The 21,507-nt window shown below is 63.6% G+C and carries 21 protein-coding genes; 7 read left to right on the plus strand and 14 right to left on the minus strand.

The features are described 5' to 3' along the window. Positions 1-184: 184 nt before the first annotated feature. The 3 genes from VNH11_22110 to VNH11_22120 all read right to left on the minus strand — a co-directional run bounded on the left by VNH11_22110 (position 185) and on the right by VNH11_22120 (position 2,956). Positions 185-514 (minus strand): hypothetical protein, encoded by a 330-nt coding sequence (locus tag VNH11_22110; GenBank protein ID HVA49073.1) that lies wholly within the window; start codon positions 512-514, stop codon positions 185-187. 106 nt (positions 515-620) lie between these two features. Continuing rightward, positions 621-1,040, minus strand: a complete 420-nt coding sequence (locus tag VNH11_22115) for a hypothetical protein (protein HVA49074.1) — start codon at positions 1,038-1,040, stop codon at positions 621-623. Between the two features lie 644 nt (positions 1,041-1,684). Next, entirely contained in the window at positions 1,685-2,956 is a 1,272-nt protein-coding gene (locus tag VNH11_22120) for a GGDEF domain-containing protein (protein HVA49075.1), read from the minus strand. Between the two features lie 327 nt (positions 2,957-3,283). Here VNH11_22120 and VNH11_22125 point away from each other — a divergent pair, with 327 nt between their 5' ends. From VNH11_22125 to VNH11_22145, 5 genes are all read left to right on the plus strand, one after another. After that, a complete protein-coding gene (locus VNH11_22125; protein ID HVA49076.1) occupies positions 3,284-3,700 on the plus strand; it encodes a helix-hairpin-helix domain-containing protein in 417 nt (138 codons plus the stop codon). A 152-nt stretch (positions 3,701-3,852) separates the two neighbouring features. Further along, complete coding sequence (gene rpe, locus VNH11_22130) at positions 3,853-4,551, plus strand: ribulose-phosphate 3-epimerase (protein ID HVA49077.1); 699 nt, start codon at positions 3,853-3,855, stop codon at positions 4,549-4,551. An 11-nt stretch (positions 4,552-4,562) separates the two neighbouring features. Then, positions 4,563-5,144, plus strand: coding sequence for a histidine phosphatase family protein (locus VNH11_22135; GenBank protein HVA49078.1), 582 nt, complete (start codon positions 4,563-4,565; stop codon positions 5,142-5,144). Positions 5,145-5,154: 10 nt separating this feature from the next. After that, positions 5,155-6,033 (plus strand): acetyl-CoA carboxylase, carboxyltransferase subunit beta, encoded by an 879-nt coding sequence (gene accD / locus VNH11_22140; GenBank protein HVA49079.1) that lies wholly within the window; start codon positions 5,155-5,157, stop codon positions 6,031-6,033. Beyond that, complete coding sequence (locus VNH11_22145) at positions 6,034-6,906, plus strand: serine/threonine-protein kinase (GenBank protein HVA49080.1); 873 nt, start codon at positions 6,034-6,036, stop codon at positions 6,904-6,906. Between the two features lie 498 nt (positions 6,907-7,404). Here VNH11_22145 and VNH11_22150 read toward each other — a convergent pair whose 3' ends face one another. From VNH11_22150 to VNH11_22170, 5 genes are read right to left on the minus strand one after another with little or no spacing between them, the layout of a single operon-like run. Next, a complete protein-coding gene (locus VNH11_22150; protein HVA49081.1) occupies positions 7,405-8,199 on the minus strand; it encodes a methyltransferase domain-containing protein in 795 nt (264 codons plus the stop codon). A 30-nt stretch (positions 8,200-8,229) separates the two neighbouring features. Then, on the minus strand, positions 8,230-8,892 hold the full coding sequence (locus VNH11_22155; GenBank protein ID HVA49082.1) for a methyltransferase domain-containing protein: 663 nt from the start codon (positions 8,890-8,892) through the stop codon (positions 8,230-8,232). 25 nt (positions 8,893-8,917) lie between these two features. Further along, the gene (locus VNH11_22160) at positions 8,918-10,186 is read right to left on the minus strand and encodes an ABC transporter ATP-binding protein (GenBank protein HVA49083.1); all 1,269 of its coding nucleotides are present in this window, start codon (positions 10,184-10,186) and stop codon (positions 8,918-8,920) included. Further along, positions 10,187-11,128 (minus strand): ABC transporter permease, encoded by a 942-nt coding sequence (locus tag VNH11_22165; GenBank protein ID HVA49084.1) that lies wholly within the window; start codon positions 11,126-11,128, stop codon positions 10,187-10,189. Positions 11,129-11,158: 30 nt separating this feature from the next. Further along, a complete protein-coding gene (locus VNH11_22170) occupies positions 11,159-12,055 on the minus strand; it encodes a hypothetical protein (GenBank protein ID HVA49085.1) in 897 nt (298 codons plus the stop codon). Between the two features lie 240 nt (positions 12,056-12,295). Between VNH11_22170 and VNH11_22175 the strand changes: the two genes are divergently transcribed. Further along, complete coding sequence (locus VNH11_22175; GenBank protein ID HVA49086.1) at positions 12,296-13,483, plus strand: serine hydrolase domain-containing protein; 1,188 nt, start codon at positions 12,296-12,298, stop codon at positions 13,481-13,483. Positions 13,484-13,675: 192 nt separating this feature from the next. On the opposite strand, the gene VNH11_22180 is transcribed toward VNH11_22175, so the two are convergent. Then, positions 13,676-14,896, minus strand: a complete 1,221-nt coding sequence (locus VNH11_22180; protein ID HVA49087.1) for a hypothetical protein — start codon at positions 14,894-14,896, stop codon at positions 13,676-13,678. On the opposite strand from VNH11_22180, the gene VNH11_22185 reads away from it, so the two are divergent. Beyond that, a complete protein-coding gene (locus VNH11_22185; GenBank protein ID HVA49088.1) occupies positions 14,895-15,947 on the plus strand; it encodes a Gfo/Idh/MocA family oxidoreductase in 1,053 nt (350 codons plus the stop codon). The two genes, VNH11_22180 and VNH11_22185, sit on opposite strands and share 2 nt — an antisense overlap. A gap of 224 nt (positions 15,948-16,171) precedes the next feature. On the opposite strand, the gene VNH11_22190 is transcribed toward VNH11_22185, so the two are convergent. The 5 genes from VNH11_22190 to VNH11_22210 form a co-directional block, all read right to left on the minus strand. Continuing rightward, positions 16,172-17,686, minus strand: coding sequence for a DUF1559 domain-containing protein (locus tag VNH11_22190; protein ID HVA49089.1), 1,515 nt, complete (start codon positions 17,684-17,686; stop codon positions 16,172-16,174). Positions 17,687-17,733: 47 nt separating this feature from the next. Then, positions 17,734-19,179: a hypothetical protein gene (locus tag VNH11_22195; protein HVA49090.1), complete on the minus strand. Its 1,446-nt coding sequence runs from the start codon at positions 19,177-19,179 to the stop codon at positions 17,734-17,736. A 66-nt stretch (positions 19,180-19,245) separates the two neighbouring features. Beyond that, positions 19,246-19,809, minus strand: a complete 564-nt coding sequence (locus VNH11_22200; GenBank protein ID HVA49091.1) for a hypothetical protein — start codon at positions 19,807-19,809, stop codon at positions 19,246-19,248. Beyond that, positions 19,779-20,285: a sigma-70 family RNA polymerase sigma factor gene (locus VNH11_22205; GenBank protein HVA49092.1), complete on the minus strand. Its 507-nt coding sequence runs from the start codon at positions 20,283-20,285 to the stop codon at positions 19,779-19,781. Before VNH11_22205 ends, VNH11_22200 begins: the two co-directional genes overlap by 31 nt. Before the next feature lie 678 nt (positions 20,286-20,963). Next, positions 20,964-21,386, minus strand: a complete 423-nt coding sequence (locus tag VNH11_22210) for a hypothetical protein (GenBank protein HVA49093.1) — start codon at positions 21,384-21,386, stop codon at positions 20,964-20,966. Between the last annotated feature and the right edge of the window lie 121 nt (positions 21,387-21,507).

The raw sequence follows: 21,507 nt of genomic DNA on the forward strand, positions 1-21,507 counted from the left end.
ATCAAACGGGTCGTCGTTGTGGTTGCGCCGTGATGCCGGGCAGTTACGGGTCGGGTAGCTCCAACCTTTTTCCTGGGATGTACCGCCTCTGACAGGGGCCATCGAATTGGCTACATCGGAGATTTTACCGAGTCATGCTGCCACGGCCCCTCGAAACTACGGCTGGCGTTGTCTTGCGATACGCTCAGGGTGGGAGGAAGGTGGCCGGGACAACATCACAGGCTTTCGCTTCACGCAAGCCAGCCAACGCCGCTTGAGCGTAATCCTGCACGGCTTTGACGTCGTGGGCGTTCTGCTCGGCGCCGCAGCTGCTGCCCGCCGACGCCAGAATCTCGTCCAGGGTCGTCTTCCACGGCCGCTCGAACGACCCATCCTGAAAGCGCACCACGGCGAAGGCCTCAAACTTCCCGACATCCACTCCCACGATTACCGGACCAGACGACGCCTTCGCCAAAACGTCTTCCAACTGCACATGCTTGACTTCCGTCGAACGATAGGCTTTGCTCTTGCTCACGGGGACGACCTCCTAAAAACAGGGTTTCGGGTTGGTTACAACAATAACTCAACCTTAACCCTTTCGAGGCGTCCCCGCTCTTTACCCATCTATAGCCAACTACGGCTTACTTCGTCTCCGCGCCCTCGGGTGCCCGGACTGATCCGAGAGCCGAGGCCCAGCCCTCGGCGTCGTCATAAAGGCGACGGATGAACTGGCACTCCCAGAGCGTCCTGGCCGATTGTGGACCGGGCGGGAGCTGCCTGCGGACCACTTGAGCGAGCATGAAAATCAGCGTGCCTCGCGTGCCCAGCGAAACCGCCACGGCGTCTGTCTCGCAGACGGACGACGTGTAGAAGGAGATGCCGTTGTCGTAAAGCTCGTGGCACTCGACCGGCGAAAAATCGTCGACTTGCGGCGGGCGTCCCTCGCGATAAGGCGCAGCCCACTGGCGGCAAGGGTAGGGATACCGTAGCGAACGCGGCGCGACTTGGAGAACCGGGTCGCTCGATGGCCCCGCTGCGCCGTCGCGAAGTCTTGCCCCCACATCGGCATGATCCGGGCGCCGGGTTTTCGACCGTTGTGATTCGGACGGTACACCAACGGGGTTGAGGACGGCTGCGTCCGAGTCCGGGTTGCCCGCCTTGTTGCACCGCCCGACGGCTTCGGCGCCGCCCACTTCGGCGTGGCGGCTGTGATCGCACGAGGCGCCCGCGGAGTGAGTCGCGGCGGCCCGACAGGCATGGCGGCGTGTCAGCAGCCAGATTGCCGCGCCGATCGCGCCGCAGATCCAAAACACTCCGGCTGTGAAGAGTAGGAGACTCGTGACCACTCTCGCCGCTGCCCTTGGGGTTTGTCCAAGGATCTCTAGTGCGCCAGTGGCTGCGAGTCAAACATATTGGGGCTGGGGGTTGGGGGGATTGGGCGTGCTCCAGCCTCGACCGCGAGATCGCCCTGCGCGGCACCGAGACGACAAGTGCGCCTGCGTTCTCTGTAAACCATTTATGCACAATACTTTACGGCGATGCAGACGGGCGGGCGCCCTGTCGCGCGGACACGGCGCGCAAAACAAAGGCGCCGCGCGCACGGCGCTTTTGTTTTGCGCGCGCGGCCCGTCATGATCACGGTCGAGACGGCGCAAAACAAAAGCGACACGCGTGTCGCCAACCCCCAACCGCCAACCCCCAACCCCTAACACGCTACCAGATCCCGCTCTTCGGCAGCCTCCGCGGCGTCGTCGGCCTCCAGCCGGGCCACGAACGCGCATCCCACGCGATACTGCACCGGCTCGTCCTGCGAGAGGGCCGTCACGTTGGCGATGTTGGCCACCATGTACCGCGCCTTCTCTCCCACCCCCAGCCGCACTACAAACGCTTGACAGTCCGGCGGCGAATCACAGACGAACGAGATGCCTTTGGCCGAGATGTCGCTGGCCCGCATGGCGACGAACGCGCTTGGCGGGGGAATCCCTGTGCCGCCACCGTATTTGGCCACCTGCTGCAATGTGTCGAACGCGTGCCGCACAAGATTTTGGTCCGGCTTGATCTGCATCGCCGCGCCGCCGTCGTGCAGAAAAGCGCAGTTTCGACCGTTGTGCTTGGCCGCATACAGAGCTTCATCGGCCCGCTTGATCAGCGCGGCCGGCTGGTCTTCGGAGACCGTCATCGCCACGCCAATGCTCACCGTCACCGGAAACTCGTGCTCCCCTTCCTGGAACTTCTTGGCGGCGATCGTGCCCCGCAATCGCTCGGCGACATTGCTTGCGTCCGACAACTTGATACCGGGCAGAATCACTGCGAACTCTTCCCCGCCGTAACGCGCCGCCAGGTCCATCTGCCGAAGGGAACTCGCCTGCAGGCCGGCCACCCACTTCAGCGCGGCATCGCCCACCGGGTGCCCGTAGCGGTCGTTGATCTGCTTGAAACGGTCGATGTCGACCAACAGCAGCGAGACGGGCACCTTGTGCCGCCGCCACTGGTCGATCCGACGGAGCAGTTCTTCGTCGAAGCTGCGGCGGTTCGGCAGCCCGGTGAGGGCGTCGGTGCGCGATTCGGCGGCCAGCGCATCGGCCTTCCGCCGTTGCTGCTCGACTTCTTGCTGGGACATGGCCAAGTCGGCTTGCAAGCGCCGGTTGGCCACCAGCATCGTGGCGGCCGCGGCCAGAATCGCTTCGGGATCGTCGGGCGAGGTGTCGCCCAATTCCTGAGCAATCTCGTCGACCTCGAAGGCATGCCGGTTTAGATCGCCCTCGACCTTCTGCATCAACGCGGTCAGCCAGCTCGCTTGCTGCTGCGAGGGCGACTCGGGCGCCTGGGCGGTCGACGGAGCATTGTCGGGCGTCGCCGGCGATGCGGCCTCGACTCGTTGGCGAGAGAGCCACACTTGCACCCCATACATGCCGGCGGCCCCCAATAGGGCGCCCAGCATGAGGTTGACAACTACCATAATAAACAACGCGGACATCGATGTTTCCTGCTTCAACCGATTCGGCTGCCGGCAACGTCATGGCCGGCGACGATTGGAAGTCGAGCGCCTTTTTGCTGTCGCGGTCCTACCGAATCGTAGCTTGCGAATTGTCAGCCAGCGGCATCGTAAGGTGGGGCCAGCGAGCTAGCGAGCGCCGGCCCACCGATTTGAGGCGTCAGGTTTCAGGCGTCAGGCATCAGGAAAGGCAACCTGACGCCTGATGCCTGATGCCTGACGACGGTGGGCCAACGCTCGCAAGCTCGCTGGCCCCACCTTACATTCGTTACCAAACTCAGAACGAAAACCATCGGAAACAATGCTATAATGGCCGGCACGATGCCCGCCGACCGCCCGCCAACCCGCGAAACGCCGCCCTGGCTGCTGAAAAGGGCCGACCAGGCGACGGTCGGCGCCCTGCTGCTGGCGGCGCTCGTCTCCATGACGGCCTGGTGGTATCGGCAAGGAGGGATGGACGGCCGGATGATTGAGATCGATCGCGAGCCGAAGCGGATCGCGCGGTTCCTGGTCGATGTGAATCAGGCCGATTGGCCTGAGCTGGCCCAGTTGCCCGGTATCGGCCAGACGCTGGCTCAACGCATCGTGACCAGCCGTCAAGAGCGAGGGCCGTTCCTCGACCACTCCGAGTTGCGCCGCGTGCGCGGCATCGGACCCAAGACGCTGGAAAAGATGCGGCCGTATCTGCGGCCCATCCCGCCCGCGGCCGACGTGGCAGGCCGGTAGTGTATCGCAAGTCGCTTTCCAGCAAGGCTTTAGAACCATCCCGCATTCCGCGCAGACTAGGCAAGCCGGGTTTGATACAATACAAGTCCGCAATCTTGTTTGAACTCATTGCCGGCCGATCGAGCAAAGAACCGATTCCGTCCGGTTCGCCTATGTCACGCCGAAACTACCTGTCTGCCCTGCGTGCCGTCGCCCCGGCCGTCTTGCCGTCGATTCTGATGTGCGACTGGGGCCACTTGCAAGAGGAGGTCGACCGTCTGCGCGACGCCGGGGCGCACGCCTTGCACCTCGACGTGATGGATGGCCATTTCGTGCCCAACCTCAGCTACGGGCTGACCCTGGTCGAGGCGTTTTCCAAGATGACCACGCTGCCGCTGGAAGTCCACCTGATGATCTCGAACCCCGGCGACTATGTCGAACGGTATTTCGAGGCGGGGGCCCACGGCATGACGATTCACGCCGAAGCGGTCGAGAATCCTCGGCCCGTATTGGAAAAGATCCGCAGCCTGGGGGCCGCGGCGGGTCTGGCCATCAATCCGCCCACGCCGGTCGAGAAAATCCGCCACTGCCTCGATGTCTGCGACCTGGTGCTGGTGATGAGCGTCATGCCCGGCTTTGGGGGGCAGGAGTTTGAGCCGGTGGCCCTCGACAAGCTGCGCGAGTTGCGGACGCGGGTGGGCGACGACGTGTTGTTGGAGATCGACGGCGGCGTAAACCAGCAGACGGTGCCTCAATGTGCGGCGGCCGGCGCGCAACTGTTGGTGATCGGCTCCGGCATTTTCAAGCATCCCGACTATCAGGCCGCGCTCGCCGATTTGACGAGCCTGGCCCATTCTCACCGCGGAGGATAACCGGAAACGCGATGGTCCGCATCGTTCTTATTCGTCCCGGCGCCACCGAGTATGCGCAGCAAGGACGCATTCAAGGCGTCCTGGAAGTGCCCCTCAGCCGAGAAGGAACCAGCGAAGCAGCCCGAATCAGCGGCGAGCTGTCGGGCATGGAGATCGATGCGATCTATTCGTCCGGCTGCGAGCACGCCCTGGAGACGGCCAACGCCATCGCCACAGCCCTGGGCATCAAGGTCAAGCCGCTCGAAGGTTGTCAGAACCTCGACCACGGCTTGTGGCAGGGGATGCTGGTCGAAGAGATCAAGCGCAAGCAGCCGAAGGTCTACCGGCAGTGGCAAGACCAGCCGGAGAGCGTCTGCCCGCCCGGCGGCGAAACGCTCAACGAGGCCCAAGAGCGGGTGCGTGCGGTCGTCAAGAAATTGCTCAGAAAACACAAGCATGGTACGGTGGGCCTGGTGGTGCCGGAGCCGCTGGCCAGCCTGCTGCGGGCCTATTTGGAGCAGACCGACGTAGGCGACCTATGGCGGGCAGGAACGGTCCACGGCACCTGGGAGGTTATCGAGGTCGAACCGCGGAGTTTGGCGCATAGCAGTTGAGAGATGAACCATGGCAACCACCACCAGCAGCTCCGACGTAACCACCCCCGACGCCCAGGCCGGACAAGCCAACATGACGCGAAAAAAACGCGGCGTGCCCGAAGGACTGTGGCAGCGTTGCCCCGGCTGCCAGGGAATGGTGTTCCGCAAGGAAGTTGAAAAACGCCTGGGAGTCTGCCCCGAGCCGGGCTGCGACTACCACTTCTATGTCTCGGCACAGGAGCGCATCCGCCAGCTTCTCGACGAAGGCACGTTCGAAGAGTGGGACGCCGAGTTGCTGCCCACCGATCCCCTGGAGTTCGCCGACAAAAAGCCGTATGCCGAGCGGCTGAGTGCCGAGCAGGCCCGCACCGGGCTGCGCGACGCCGCAATCACCGGCATGGGAATGGTGCGTGCCCGGCGGGTCGCCTTCGGCGTGACCGACTCGGCCTTCATCATGGGCAGCATGGGCTCGGTAGTGGGCGAAAAGCTGACCCGGCTGGTCGAACGGGCCACCCAGCAGCAGTTGCCGCTGATCATCGTCAGCGGGTCGGGCGGAGGGGCGCGGATGCACGAAGGCATCCTCTCGTTGATGCAGATGGCCAAAATCTCGGCCGCCCTTGCCCGTTACGATCAGGCCGGCGGGCTGTTCATCTCGGTGCTCACCAACCCGACGATGGGCGGCGTGGCGGCCAGCTTCGCCTCGCTGGGCGATTTGATCTTCGCCGAGCCGAAGGCCCTGATCGGCTTCGCCGGCCCGCGCACCATCCAGGCCACCCTGCGCTTGGAGCTGCCCAAGGGCTTTCAGACCAGCGAGTTCTTGCTGGAACATGGGTTTATCGACCGCATCGTGCGCCGCAGCGATTTGAAAAGCGAAATCGCGCGGGCCATCGACTATTGCGGGAAGTAAATGGGTCTGCTCGACCAGTTCAAGTCGATGCTTTCCGGCGGCCGGGTGGACGTCCGCGCCAAGTACGAGGTGCTGCGCGAAATCACCTCCGGCACCATGTCGACTTTCTACAAGGCCCGCGACAAGCAGACCGGCAAGCTGGTCGGCCTGAAGATACTCGACCCCAAGAAAACGGCCGAGTTCGAGGCCCGCTTCAAAGGCCTGAACAAGCCGACCGAGGGCGAGATTCTCGGCAAGCTCGACCATCCGCGGATCGTCAAATTGGTCGAGCACGGAACCACGTCCCGCGGCGAGCGGTTTGTGGTGATGGAATTTATCGACGGGCCGGGCCTCGATTTGCTGATCATCGGCCGCAGCCCGTTGTTGAAGGGACGCCGCGTGCCGATTCTGCGACAGGCGGCCGAGGCGGTGCAAGCGGTTCACGACGCCGGCTTCATCCATCGCGACATCTGCCCGCGTAATTTCATGGCCGATCCGCAGGGCGACAACCTCAAACTGATCGACTTCGGACTGACGGTGCCGGCCACGCCGCCCTTCATGCAGCCGGGCAACCGCACCGGCAACCCCAACTACATGGCCCCGGAACTGGTCAGGCGGCAGCCCACCGACCAGCGGCTCGACCTGTTCGCCTTTGGCGTCAGCGCCTATGAAATCTGCACCGGCAACCTGCCGTGGGAGCGGGGCGAGACCGGTCTGGTGGCCATGAAGCATGCGGAACATGCCCCCGTCGAAATCGAGCGTTACCGCCCTCAGATCGAGCCGGTGCTGGCCCAGGCCATCATGCGCTGCGTCGAGCGCGAGCCGGAAAAGCGCTTCGCCACGGCCAACGACTTTTTGCAGGCCATCGCCGATGTGAAGTCAGAGGATGCCTGAGCGGTGATCGGGAACGAGCCGACGCCTCGGATCACGCTCGCGGAACTCCGTTCTCCCCGCAGCCGTTCCCACCTCGACGTACGGGTCCGCCACGATCCGGGCGATGGCGCGCCGCAGCCCGTCCGTGAGGCGGAACCACTCGCCGTGGATGCGCAACTCGGCGAACCGCTGGTGCGGCGCCGCTTCGAACGCGCGGCCGCCCCGCACGCGGCCCAGCAGGCTGAGCCGCGCGCCCGACGCGTCTGCAATTGCGCCAACCGCGCCTGCGGGTCGCGCGCCACTCCGATCTTCACGCGCAGCGCTTCGCGCGCTTCGATGAAGTACACGAACAGCTCGCCCGGCCTGTCGTTCGGCGCGTCTCGGAAGGCCAACTCGTCCTGGCATCAGTACACGCTCGTAGGCCGCGAGTTTTTGCGCAGTCCGGTCCCATCCTACCGCTGCATCCATCAATCGACGAACGACAGAGCCGTAGGTTGTACGGGGACGCTCTTTGCCGGCTCACGGAAACGGGCTCCCCCAATGACGCCCTTTCAACGTCAAACGGTTAGTGATGGCGCGGCGGAGGGCGCCAGGCAGGTGCGCCAGCAGCCCGCGCACGCCTTGAAACTGGCCCAGAATGCCGGCATGGATCAACTGCAGATCATCGAACGAGAAGGCTTCCTCCTCGAGCAAATGGGGCCGTCGCTCCAGTCCGGCCGAAGAGGCAAACAGGAACGTGTTTTGGCGGTAAAAAAAGTCAACCCCGGTGTCGCGCCAGATTTTTGGCCGTACGACGTCGAGGCACTGAAAACCTCTCTCACGAAACAGGTTCACCCAGTACCACGGCCATTGGGCGTTCACGTGATGCACGCCGCTCTGGCCGGGCACAGCGGCCGAAAACAGCACGAACGGCGCCAGCGACGCCAGCTTCGTCACCAGGCCCGGGCCGTGCCGCCAGTTCAGGTGCTCCGCAACCTCTAGGCATAAGGCCAAATCAAAGCTCCCCTCGAGCGAGAGCGGGCCATCGAGGTTGGCTTCGCGAAAGCATTCTTGCGGGATGGCGAGACGCTCGCGTTCGACGTAGGGCCCGTCGACCCCGAGGAGCGTCTCGACGCCGTGTTGCTGGAAGACGCTCAGCCAGGCGCCCCGTCCGCAGCCGATGTCCACGACGCTCTGCGGCGAGATCCAGCGCATTAAATGCGGCACCACGACGGCTGCCGAACGCAGGGCGCCTTGCTGCAAGCGATCGAAGAAAGCGTCGTCATAAGGCGTCGTTCCGCCGGGCGGCGAGGAAAAATCGCGGCCATCGGTCATGGGCTTGCTCCTCAAGTGCAGGGCCGCGAATCATGGCGGCGAGGTTTTTACGGCCTCGCAAATCAAGAGCGAGCTGGGCCGGGTCTCGCGGTTTCGCAGACATTCCGCCGCGCTCTCTCCCCAGGCCACGTCGCGGACCGTTTCGAAGCCGGCCTCGCGAAGCCGGCGATGAAGCTCTTCGCGGTCGTAGATCCATTGGTGTCCCCACCAGCGAAACATGATGTTGAACATCTCGGCGCGCGAGGCGATGAACTGCCATTGCGGCTCGTGCAGCCACGACTGGTCGCGCCAATTCCCGCTGGCCGATTTTTCGATCATGTCGTCGAGCGAAGGCATGGCGATGCGCAACACGCCGCCCGAAACAAGCGAACGGCGACAATCTCGCAGGAAGCTCAAGCCTTGCTGCAAACTCAGGTGCTCCAACACATGTTCCGAGAAAACCACCTCGCACGTGGCGTCGGGCGTCGGCAGTCCTTGCGACAAATCCCAAAACAGGTCGACCGTGTCCAGCTCGCGGTTGTTGTCGATGTTGACCCAGCCCGCAAAGGGTATTGGGCCGCAGCCCGCGTTGATCTTGTAGGGAGGTGCAAACCGCCGCAAGGCGCGGCGCGCCAAGGCCAGGCGGCCGGCATAGCGGGCCGCATTCCACGCCCTCCACTCAGGCCGAAGCGTTCGCCGGACTAGCTTGAGCATGACGTTCTCGGCGTCCAAGGGTCTTTCATCCGCGCGGCGACTCCGTGCCGAGCGGTCCGACTTGCCAATCGAGCTGCGGGCGCACGGCTCCGACAAGCTTGCCGAACCAAAGAATCGGCCGCTCCACGTCGTGAACTTCGAACGTTGCCAGGTCGGACATGTCGAAAATCACGCTCGCCTGGTCCTTTGCCGCCAGCAACCGAATACTATAGACGCCGTCGTTCAACAAGTTACCCGGCACGTGACAACGTCCTCGAAACAAGCCCCGGCCAACGGTCGCAGCCGGAGCGATCGAGTTAAAAATACACGTTCCTTCGAGGCTGTACAGCACCAGGCTCAAATTCAGGGTTGCTTGAGAAGTCAGGTTCCACAGCTCGAAGTCGATATCGATCGGCGTATCGACCGAAATGCTCTTGGCCGGCGAAGACCCGCTGGGGGCCACACACACGCGGTGCAAACGCAACAGCTCGTTGCCGGGCGCGGCTTCCACCGAATCCCAGACCCGTTGGCTGGCCAGGCACTCGGCCGACTCGATGTAGCCATTCACGACGTCGTTGACGTGGCCGTGCATTTTCACGCGGCCGCGCTCCAGCCAAACGGCAGTCTGGCAAAGTGTGCGGACCGCGGTCAGGTTATGGCTCACGAAGACGAGTGTTCTGCCGGCGGTCGCCAGATCGCCCATTCGGCCCAGGCACTTCTTTTGGAAATCGCCATCGCCGACCGCCAGCACCTCGTCGATGAGCAGCAGCTCCGGCTCCAACTGTGCCGCCACGGCGAAGGCCAGGCGCATCGACATACCACTGGAATAATGCTTGACGGGCGTATCCAGAAACCGCTCGGTCCCGGCGAAATCGACGATGGCATCGAATTTGTCGAGGATTTCGCGGCGGCTCATGCCGAGAATGGCGCCGTTGAGAAAGATGTTCTCCTTTCCGGTCAACTCCGGATGGAAGCCGGTGCCGACTTCGAGCAAACTGCCCACGCGGCCGCGGAGCGCCACTTCGCCGGCGGTCGGTTTGGTGATCCGCGAAAGGATTTTCAGCAGTGTGCTTTTGCCCGCCCCATTGCGGCCGATGACGCCCAGGACTTCGGTCGGGCGGACGTCGAAACTGACGTTCTCCAGCGCCCAAAACTCTTCGCTCGTTTCGCCGCGCTGTCCGCGCAGGCGCCGCAGGGGGGCCGTCGCCGCGCGCGAAAGGCTCTCGCGGAGCGTGCGGTAACCGGCGCGCTGGCCGGAATGCGAAAGGCGATAACGCTTGCCGAGATTGCGGATGGAGATGGCTGGTTGGGGCATTCAAATGATGTCGGCGAACGAGTCCTCCACGCGGCGAAAATAGAGGCAGCCCACAGCGAACATGACGACCGCCGCGCCGGCCGACCAGGCCAGCGCGGCCAGCGAGACCGGGGTGCCCAGTACGGATGCGCGAAACGCGGCGATCAGGCCCGTCAGCGGATTCGCATACAGCAGCCAATCACTTACGATCGACGATCGCTCCGCACCTGCGGCGATGTGCATGTAAATCGTCGGCGTGGCGAACATCCAAAGCTGCACGAGGAAGGGGATGACGTAGCGGAAATCGCGATAGGCCACGTTGAGGGCGGCCAACAAGGCGCCGCCGCCCAGGGCGGTCAAGAGCAGCAGTGTGAGCAGCCCCGGTGCAATAAGCAAGCCCCAGGTTGCCGGCACTCGGTACCAAAGCATCAGGACGGCGAGCATGCTGAAGGCAACCAGCAAATCAAACACCGCGGCAGCCACGGACGCGAAGGGGATGATCAATCGTGGAAAGTAAACCTTGGTGATCAACCGCTCCGATCCTACCACGCTGTTGCCCGCGTTGCTGACGGCGGTGGCGAAGAACGTCCATGGCAAGAGGCCGGCAAACACGAACAGCGGATAAGGCAGCCCGCCCGTATCGACCTTGGCCAGGCGGCCGAAAAAGATGCTGAATACCAGCATCATCAGTGCGGGCTGCAAGACGGCCCAGGCCGCCCCCAGTACGGTCTGTTTGTAGCGCACCTTCACGTCGCGCCAGGTCAGAAAGTAGAGCAGCTCGCGGTACTTCCAAAGCTCTTGAAAGCCGATGGCCTGCCAGCCGGTCTGGGGACGGATCAGCGTCATCGGCGGGTCGGGCGGCGACGCGACTTCTTGGGCCGGGGAGTGCGGACCATGGGATACGCGATCGGTCTGCGTTGCCGAAGACGGTGGCGCGTGGTGCAGGTCGGCGTCGGAAGACATTCAGAGTATCGTTCGAACCGCGGCCGGCGATTAACGGTCCTTGGCGGCCGTTTCACCAGGACTCGGTTGCTTGGGCTGGACTTTCTTTGCCGCTGCGGCGGCCGCGACGGCCCGGTCGGCCAGCTCGATGCCCCCACGGAGTTCTTCGGGCAAGAAATAGGGATAACTGCTTCCGTCGGCCCGCTCGATCCGTTTGCCGGCCAGTTGCTCCCAACTCATGCCGTTGTTCAGGTGCCAGGCTGCCGCTTGGGCCGCGCGTTGGTTCATCCCGCTGGGGTCGAGCTCGGTCAACAACTCGGCCACGCCCGGCTTGGTGGTGAACGACTCAACCCGCTTGATGGAATACGTCATCTGCGGCCTTGGCTCGGGCTTGCCGTGTTCCAGGCAGACGCACGGCACTCGGACGTTCCCTTCCTTATCCGCCGGGACGTTGAACATGCCTCCGCCTCCCCCGCCCATCCCCTGTCCACCGCCGCCACCCCCGGCACCCATGCCTCCCATACCCATGCCGCCCATGCCCATTTGGGCCAGCACGGGCGCGGCGGCGAACGCCGCGGGCAAGCGCACATTCAGCGGCTTGCCGCTTTTGTTCTTGATGAAGATGCGGCCCTGGGTCGAATCCTTGGGAATGAACCTCACGGCAATCTTGCCGGCATCCAGCGCCTCGAACATCTCGACCGTCTCGTCGCTGGGGTTGTACTGGCCCGCTTTGGCGTAGCGGCGCGACGCGGACGTTGCTTGTTGGGCCGCCGCTGCGCCGGCCGCGGGCTTGGCACCGCGTCGTGTGCGCCGCGCGGCCAAAGACGAAGCCGGTTCGGCCAATAACGAGGCGATCAGCACTGCCGGAATCAGCACTGCCGGAACAAGCCCGACGGCGATCGGCGACAAACCCCGCAACGGTTTCGACAGCAGTGAGACGGACAACATCGCTAGAGTTCCTCTTCTTCAACGAGCTTGGAAATGGGCGCGCAGGACGACGGGCAAGTCGCCTAGCTTCGTGTACTGTACTCGAAGCGGGCGGTAAAGTCCAAGAAAAAAGACGGAAAGCGGTGGCTGGGGCCGAGCTTGGCCCGCCAACGCCATTCTGTTTCTGTTGTTTGGGCGGGGGGGTTGTTTAAGATAGAGTCCGTCATGCGTCGCTTTTTATGCGCCTTTGAGAGACCTACCATGTGGATTCGTTCGGCCGTTCTCCCGTGCCTGTTTTTCAGTTTGCTCCCGGTGGGAGCCGTTGCCGCCCAGTCGGAGACCGTCAAGGCGGCCATGCAAGCGTTCGTCGATAACCGCGACGTGGCGGGGCTGGTGACGGTCGTCGGCAACAAACAGGGCGTCGTCGATGTTCAGGTGCTCGGCATGGCCGACCTGGAAAACAGAATCCCCATGCGGCGCGACAGCATCTTTCGCATCGCGTCGATGACCAAGCCGATTACGGCCCTGGCCGTCATGCAGCTCGTCGAGCAAGGCAAGGTCAAGGTCGATGACCCGGTCGAGAATTACCTGCCCGAATTCAAAGGGCAGCTTTTGACGGCCTCGAAAGAAGGCGACGCCGTAACGCTGAAAAAGCCGCCCAGGCCCGTTGCCGTGAAGGACCTGCTGACGCACACCTCCGGGCTGCCGAACTATCCGGCCGGTCTGGCCGACGTCTATCAGAAGCGCAACCGCACGCTGAGCGAAACCACCATCGCCATCAGCCAACTGCCGCTGACCTTCGAGCCAGGCAGCCGCTGGAGTTATTGCAACCCCGGCATCGACACGCTGGGCAGAATCGTCGAAGTCGTGTCGGGCATGACTTACGATTCGTATCTTGCCAGGAACATCTTCGAGCCGTTGGGCATGTTCGACACCACGCCGTATCCTTCGGCGGAACAGCTTAAACGGCTGGCGGTCACGTACGGCAAGGAGAGCGACAAGCTCGTGGCCAGGCCCGGCGGCGTGCTCGACTACGCCACCGTTGCCAAGCATCCGGTGCCGGCGGGCGGCCTGTTCAGCACGGGGGACGACCTGGCAAAACTCTATCAGTGCCTGCTCAATGGCGGCACGCTCAATGGCCGCAGGATCATCGGCGAAAAAACGCTGGCCGACATGACGACCATTCACACGGGCGACCTGAAGGCCGGCTTCGTCGATGGCAGCGGCTGGGGTTACGGCTTCGGGATCGTGAAAGAAGCCCGCGGCGTGACGGAGCACCTTTCGCCGGGCAGTTTCGGCCACGGCGGCGCTTATGGCACGCAAGTCTGGCTCGATCCGACGAAGGGCGTCTACACCATCCTGCTTTTGCAGCGTGTCGGACTGCCGAACAGCGACGGCAGCGCCATGCGCAAGGCGCTGCACGCCGCGGCGGCCGCCCTGGCCAAGTGAAAAGCGATCGCCGGCGGTGGATTTCACCAGCTGCCCAGTCCAAGTTCATTTTAACGAGACGCAATGCCTCGAGCGAGGAGACCGCCCACAAAAATCACCGGGAGGCCCTTGACACCAGATACTCTTTCAGGGAAGGGTGTCTGCTTTACCTTCCCGGGGATCTTGATAGGGCGCACGACGTGCCCTTGGCGGCTACGGCAAGCTCTCGTCCAGTGCGCGAAGCATCGCCAAATGCTCTTCGTCGCGGCGGTATGCCTCCAGGCTCCGTTCAAACGACGCGGCATTCTTCGTGCAAACGAGCGTCTGGGGCGACCCCCGGCGGTCGGTCGCGCAATCGACGTCGCAGCGGTTTTGCCGAATCACCAGCTCCACGTGCGAGCGGCGATCTTGCCTCGCGCGAAAGCGATAGACTGCTTCGTCGGCGTTCTGCAAAAACATCTTTAAGGCCGAACAATCGGCGCACTTGCAGGTGAGCTCCGCAGGTCGGCGAAGGTTGCCGGGCTTTTTGGGCGGAGTCGCCGTGCGCGTTTGCAGCTTTTCGCGGCAAGCGGCGATCCATTTCGACAATCCGGCATTTGGCTTCGTCACATGTTCCTCGAGCCACGGACGAAGGCCCGACACGGCCGCGAGATGGGCCTTGGTCAAGCAATACCACGTCGGCGTGGCGAAGGCATGCTCGACAACGCGCGCCAACAACGCGGATTCGTCGATGGCAATCAACGATTTGGCCAACGAAGCAAGCAGCCCGGCACGGTTGAGCTCGCCGGCGCGCCAGTCGTCCGCTTTCGTTTCCCCGTCGGTCCGCTGCAAGGCCGAAACCAGCTCGTTGGCCAGCGGGACACATAGTTGCATTCGCTCCTGTTCGCCGTCGCCTCGTGCCAGACAGAGTTGTTCGAGCAGCCGCGCGTTGCGCAGCAGCGTTTCTCGGACGGTGCTCGCGAACAAGACGGTCAGCTCCGGGCGAAACGTGAGCCAGCCATATTTGGCGCAAACCTCCGCCAGGGCCTTGCCCGGATCGACGGAAACATCCTTGACCAGGACCTTGCTCAGAAAGGCGCGAATCAACGTCGTATCGTCGAGCAACTCGAGCAGAGGCAGCAATTCGTGCGGAGCATGTTGCTCCGGGACTCTGGCGACATACGTGTTTTCAGGCCAGCGGTCGATCATGATCGACGCGAATTCGACGCACTGGGCCTTCAGCTTCTCCGCCTCTTCTCCCGCTGCCCGTTGCCACCGCGCGACCAACGGCATGAGCGCGGGCGCCAGCTTGGTCACGCCGATGTCGCCGGTCGAGCAATTCAGCCAGCGAGTCGCCGCCGGGCAACGCCCACCGCCATCCATGTCTCGCCTGGGGCCTTGTCGAATGACCCGCCTATCGCCTATTTCGGCAGGGCGTACAATGGGAGCCATCATGGCTCACGACTTCCTTCGCGTCGGCATCATCGGTCTGGGCGGCAATTCCCGGCTGCGCCATGTTCCTGGTCTGCGGGCCTGCGCGGACGTCGAAGTGACGGCGGTCTGCAATCGCCGGCCCGACTCAACTTCCGCCGCAGCCGCCGAGTTCGGCATCGCCAAGACCTACGAGCATTGGCAAGACCTGGTGGCCGACCCGGAGATCGACGCGGTGGTGATCGGCACCTGGCCCTATTTGCACTGCCCGATCACGTTGGCCGCGCTGGAGGCCGGCAAGCACGTGCTGACCGAGGCGCGTATGGCGATGAACGCGGCTGAGGCGCACCAGATGCTCGCGGCCAGCCGCAATCACCCGGAGCTGGTCTGCCAAGTCGTGCCCAGCCCGTTCGGTTTGCGTGCCCATCGCGTGGTGCTGGATCTGCTCCGCTCCGGCTTCATCGGCGAGCTGCGGGAGCTGCTGGTCTTCGCCGCCGGCGAACAGTTGGCCGACGCCGAGACGCCGATCGGCTGGCGGCAAGTCCGCGAGTTGTCGGGCTTGAACATGTTGACCTTGGGCATCGTCCACGAGACCGTCATGCGCTGGGCGCCGCAGCCGGTGCGGGTGTTGGCCCAAGTGCGGGCCTATGTGGGCGAGCGGCTCGACCCGGCCACCGGCCTCTGGCGACGGGTGGGGACGCCCGACAGCGTGCAGGTGCTTGCCGCGCTGAGCGGCGGCGCGCACGCCGTCTACCATATCAGCGGCGTGGCCCGGTTCGGCATGGGAACGCAGGTCCATTTGTACGGCAGCGAAGGGGTGTTGCGTTATGAGCTTTCGCCCCAAGACCGTCTGCTTGGCGCGCGGCGCGGCGAAACGGGCCTGCGCGAGATCGAGGTTCCCGCAGACCAGGCGATGGCCTGGGACGTCGAGGCGGAATTCATCGGCGCGATTCGCCGCCAGCGGCAGGTCGAGTTGTGCGACTTTGCCACCGGCGTGCAGTATATGGAGTTCACCGAGGCCGTCGCCCGCAGTGCGGCTTCGGGTGTCGCGGTGACGTTGCCGTTGGAACTGTAGGGTGGAAAAAGCGAGCTTGCGAGCGCCGGCGTGAAAGGGTTCAGGGTTCAGTAAGGCCGTGTAGAGTGGGACCAGCGAGCTTGCGAGCGCCGGCCCACCATCAAGCATCAGGCGACAGTCGACGGTCAATTCGATTTTTCCTGAACCCTGAACCCTTCAACGGTGGGCCGGCGCTCGCAAGCTCGCTGGCCCCACCCTACGGATCAGCCCGTAAAGCATCCTCGCTATTGCACGCCCGGATCCTTGCCGTCGTTCCGCACCATCAGCCGGCGCAATGTTTCATCCTCCAGCGGTTGCGTGACGAAGCTCACGTGGCCGTCGCAAAAGAGAAACAGCCGTCCACCGGAGTACGGTGTCGTCAAGCCGGCCGACGGATGCTGGGGATCGAACGAGTAGTCATCGGGCTTCGTCCAGATGACGGCCTGCTCGTCGCCCATCTCGATGGCCATGACGGTATTGCTGGTGCCGTCCGTGATTTCTCCGAAGCCCGCCCCGGCTTTCCCTTCGAACACCGATCCCGGCCCGACGGCTACGACGTAGGATGTGCGGTCGCCGGCCGCCGTCGAACCAAGAGAACGATAGACGTCGGGCATGCGTTCGACGAGCTTGCGGTTGTGCTCGCTGTCCCATGGCTCATCGAGATGAAACTCTTTGTAGAGCGCGTTATGCTCTAAGTAGGGCAGCACCGCTACGCGCCAGCTCAACAGCGGCCGTCCTTGGGCATCGGCAATCGCCGCCGGCGGAAAGTGCTTGTTGACATCGGCGTACGTGTGCATGGCAAGTCCAATTTGCTTGAGCTGATTGGTTGATTGACGGCGGCGCGCCGAGTTCGTCAGAACCTCCAGCGCGGGTCGAATGACCGCGGCCAGCGGTCCGATCTGCTGGCTGTCGAGTGTGAGAACCAGGTGATCGTCGTGTACGTCGGGCAACAACGTCGCGGCCAGCTTGTCGAGCTGCGGCCATCGCTCGCGCAGCAGGCCGGCGAGGTAGGCTTTCAAAGTCCGGGCAGCGTCGATGGTTTGCGATTGCACTACGAGCCGCAGAGCGGGCTGGGGCGAAACATCGGCGCCCAGCGCGGTCCACAGTGCGCCTCGCGTCAGCGTGGTCATCGGCCCGCCGCCGATCTCGGCGGGAAGCGACGGCATCAGCTCTTCGACGACGCGACGTGCGGCGGCGCTCGGCATGAAAACCACTTGAAGCCGGCGGTCGCCGACGGCTGCCAGCGCGCGGGCCAACTCCGGCCGCCGCGCGGGCGACGCCGTTGCCAACCGCTCGGGCGTGCCACGAGGGCCGATAAACAGCACGTCGCCGATGCGCTCCGCGACTCCCCCTCGTGGACTCAATGTTTTGAGCCGTTTTTCGTCCGCGTCCTTGCCAAGAGGCACAATCACGAACGGGCCTTGATCGGGCACGTCGGCCAGGCTGACGATCACGTAAAGGTCGCGGCCTCCGGCCCGCCGAAAGGTTTCCAGCCACGGGTTCGCGGCCTCTTTCATGCGAAACAAGGGGTGCCCGGCCGGAAGAAACGGCTCGGCCAACGCGAACAGTTTGTCGGCGTCGATGCGCGAAAGGTCGGCGTGGGCCACGGCGATGGTGTCTTCATCAACAAAAGGAGCGATCGTTTTGGCGGCCTCCGCGTACGGGTCCGCCGAGGACTGCCCCTCAGCGGCGTAGGCGGCGTGGTGCCTCAGGGCCGACGCAATGCACAAGAGGAAGAATGCGAATCTGAATACGGGCATGGCAGTTACTCTTATTGTTTGGAACAGCATCATCGTTGATAAGTGATCTATCTTGCGACGGTGATTTCATAACGCACGTGCAATCCTGGCGGCAGGGTGCCCTCCAGCACGGCCGTGTCGCCCGACAACCGGTAGGTAAAAGGCCCGCCCGTCGCAGGATCGTCGGGAACCGGCGCCTCGGTGATGTCGGCGAGTTGCTTCGGCAGCCGCCCGTCATGGCCGGCGGCGTAGAGCCGCAAGGCCTCGATGGTTCTTGAAAGAGCGAAGACTTGCTCGTTCCGTGTTTGAGCATGCATGGCCGCCTGGATGGCGGGCAGCAGCCAGTGCGCGAGCGGCACGATCTCGCGCCTTCGCGCTGACTGCTCGTGAAATCGTTCCGCGGCCGCCAACTGCTCATGCACTTCTCGGTACGGCAGGCGCGACCATTTGAACATCTGATCTCGCAGATCGTTGTAAGTGCCGAAGGTATAGAGCACGACGACCTGTTGCACCGTCATCAGCTCGACGGCCTCGGGCGACCGTCCGTAATCGACCAGCCACTGCTTGGCGCGAGAATAATCTTTGATCGCTCGGATGAGGACAGCTACGCGGTGCTCCTGGCTCGATTCCCTGGTGTCGATCTCGTTCATGGCATCGACGAGTTGGTCATAGGCGCGGCGCCATTCCGCGGGCCCGCGGCCCTCGCGCTCCATCTCGCGCCATTCGGGATGCCAGAAGTAGATCGAGTCGGCTTCGTAGTCGTAGGCACGGTCCAAGTCGATGAACGGCCGCGGCAAGACCGCAAAGGCCCAATACAGGTTCGGGGCATCGGGCTGCTGCGAGAGTTCGCGGATCTGATTGGTCATGATGTTGGCGATGGCTATCCCGACCAGGGCATGAATCAACGTCGGCCCGCGCGCAGCATGGCGGGCCACCGCGTAACCCATGCGCAAACTGGCCACCGCGTCGTCGTATCTTCCCTCGGCGATTCCCAGACGCGCTTTGGCTGCTAGCAGACGCGCGATGTTGCGAAGCTCTTGCAGCTCCGGAAGCATAATTGAATAAGGAATCCGTTCGCGCACCGGCATCTGCCAATCGCATTCTTCGCGTAGCGTCGCCAACTCGACCTCCTGGAGCACGCTGCCCCAGCGGGAAACCACGACCGCCATTTCAGCACGCGGCAGTTTGTCGAGCGGCATGTCAGCCCATTCGCTGGCACGTTGTGCATCGTTCTTGGCGTCCGCCTGTTGCTGCCACATTAACGCCGCCTTGTTGTAGAAGACCGCCGCATTACCAGGCCGCAGATCGATCAGCGTCGGCAACAGCCGGTATCGCAGCGCCGGACGCGGCTCGCCCGCCGGATGGATCGATAGGCGAATTGGGGGCGGCCGATCGTCGCCTTGCGACGGCGGCCCTTGCGACGGCGGCTCGTCGCCCAACGTCATCGAGGGCACGGTGGTCGCCGCGAGCAGGCCCGTCGTTATCGCGATGCCAAGATAAAAGCCAATACGCATATTTATCTCCCTGCAAATCTCATCCTTCGTTCGAAACAACTGTTGGTGGACTGTACGCGGCCTGGGTCAACCATCGTGCAACAAGCTGTCGAGCAAGTCGCGGTAGCTTGCCGGAGCGCCGCCTTCGCTGCCGCCTGAGTTCCGGCTGCTAGGCCAACTCTCGATGCCCATCGCCAACACCCGGTCGCGAAGACCGAGATAACTCTGGTCCAATCGCTTGGCCGACGCGGAAGGCGGCGCAACGGTCGCCAACCGATCGGACGTCGCGGGTGTCGTAGTCGCTTTGCGCTCGTTCGTGTCCGACCAAGCCGGCTTTTCGGATTTCTCCTGCGTTAGGTAGACAATCTTCTCCACGACCCTCGGCGCCGGGCGAAGGGCGACGACGATCAGCAGGCTGGCGGCCAGGGCCGTCATCGCCGAGAATGCCGCCGGCCAGGCCCAACCGCGGCGTCCCGGTTCAATTGGAGACAACGATGCCGACGCCTGCCCGGCCAGAAACATCATGCGGTCGCGGTCCAACGCTGCGGCCCGCGGACTCAAGGCGGCCAGGTCGGCCTCGAAGCGCTGCAAAGAATGGTCCGATGCAGAATCGGCCCGTTTCACTTCATCAGGTTCGTCTTGCGGACGCATGTTGGTTCCAATCTTTCTCGCAATGCTTCCAGACCGGCCTCGTACCAGCGATGAGCGCTGCTTGACGACGTGCCGATCAAGTCACCTATTTCTTGAAACGACAGCCCGCCCCACAGCCGGGCCACGATCACCTCGCGTTGCTCCACGGGCAGCGTCGCGAGACAGCGTGCCGCCTCGGCGGCATCGAGCCGGTCGCCTTCGGCCGGCTCGAAGCAGTCGTCCGCTCTTTGGGCCGCCACCGTCTCGTGCTTTCGCCGACGCCGAGCGCCGCGGGCTGCGCCGATCGCCCCGTTGCGCACGACGCGGTACAACCAGGGCAGGAGCTTCTCAGGTGCCTGCCGCTGACGGGCAAGTTGGATCAACGCCTCCTGGACCACGTCCTCCGGCGACGAGCACCATTGCCGGGCATAGAGCACCAGCGCCGGGCCATGCTCGTCCAACACTCGCCCGAGAAGTTCCGGTGCCACATCCGACATTTGGCCGTGTTCCTGCTCGTCGTCGCTTCTAAAGTAAGACGCCGCCCGCCCAGCTTTGTCCCACAATTCCGCACCGCTGGCCAGCTACGCAGCGCGTTCCCGAACCGGGAAGTGGCACGCCGGGCCACATCGCTTGGCCACGAGTTCGTGACGCGCCGTGATGGATCGCTATACTGAATGTCCTGTCCCGGCACGCGTCACCATTTACCGAAGCGGGCACTTTTCGGGCAGTTAAAGGGGGCAACTAAACGGGATCGCGCCAAGCAAAGCCTGGGGGAGGAAGTAGAGATGTAAAGGAAGCAAATCGAAATCCTTCCGTAGGAACCCTGCGGGTCGAAGCCCTTTTGAGCTTCGACGAGTCGGGCTTCACCGCCGACCTGCGGCGGCACCTCGACGAACTGTTTCCAGCCCTCGATTTACGAGAGCCCGCGTTGGGCGGGTGATCCGCCGGAGCAGCACGGCACGCCGCGGTTTGCACCCTGCCGCGGGAGCGTTGGCAACGGCGGAGCGAGCGTTCATTTTTCGAGCCCTACGGGATTGTCGGAGCACTCACGGTCGTCGAGTACGTGACCGTGGCGGGCAAGAAAAGGTCTTAGGGATTTGCATCTCGCGGGCGGTCTTCCCGTCACGAGGCGACGTCAACGAAACAGAATTGAAAGCCGCGCCGTGAGTTTGCCGCTAATTGCTCGTCAGGGCGAAATCGAAGGTCCCGCCGTCGGCGGGGACGTTGGCCGACAGCGTGCTGGCGTCGTAACGGGAGTATTTGGGCGGCAATTGCTCGGCGGCGCCGACGTTGGCCGGGGCCTCGTCCGGGCCCAGCGGTGTTCCGTCCGGCTTCACCCTGCGGCTGATGGTGACCTTGCAAGCGCCCTGCAGCGCACCGTCGCGGCCAGCCAATCCGTGCAACTCATAACTGCCGTCGTCGTTGGTGCGGCCCGCGCAAATCGTCGGCGGCTCCCCGGTCATAAATACCACCTCGGCGCCCGGCAAGGGCTTGCCGTCGAGCGTCACCACGCCTTTGACGGGAAACGCCTCGAGTTGCGGCGGTCCCGCACTCGAACTGTTGCAACCACACAAGGCCGAGCCAAGCAGCAGGGTCATCCAGCAGTACTTCATGTTGATGTGCAAACCTCATTCATGGATAGGGTCTTCCGGCCGACACGGTCCACCGGCCGGAACTAAAAATCGCCCACGGTCATTCCGTCGGCCATGTTACACAGCC

It is taken from the genome of Pirellulales bacterium, from assembly GCA_035533075.1.
In the GTDB taxonomy this organism is placed as follows: Bacteria; Planctomycetota; Planctomycetia; order Pirellulales; family JAICIG01; genus DASSFG01.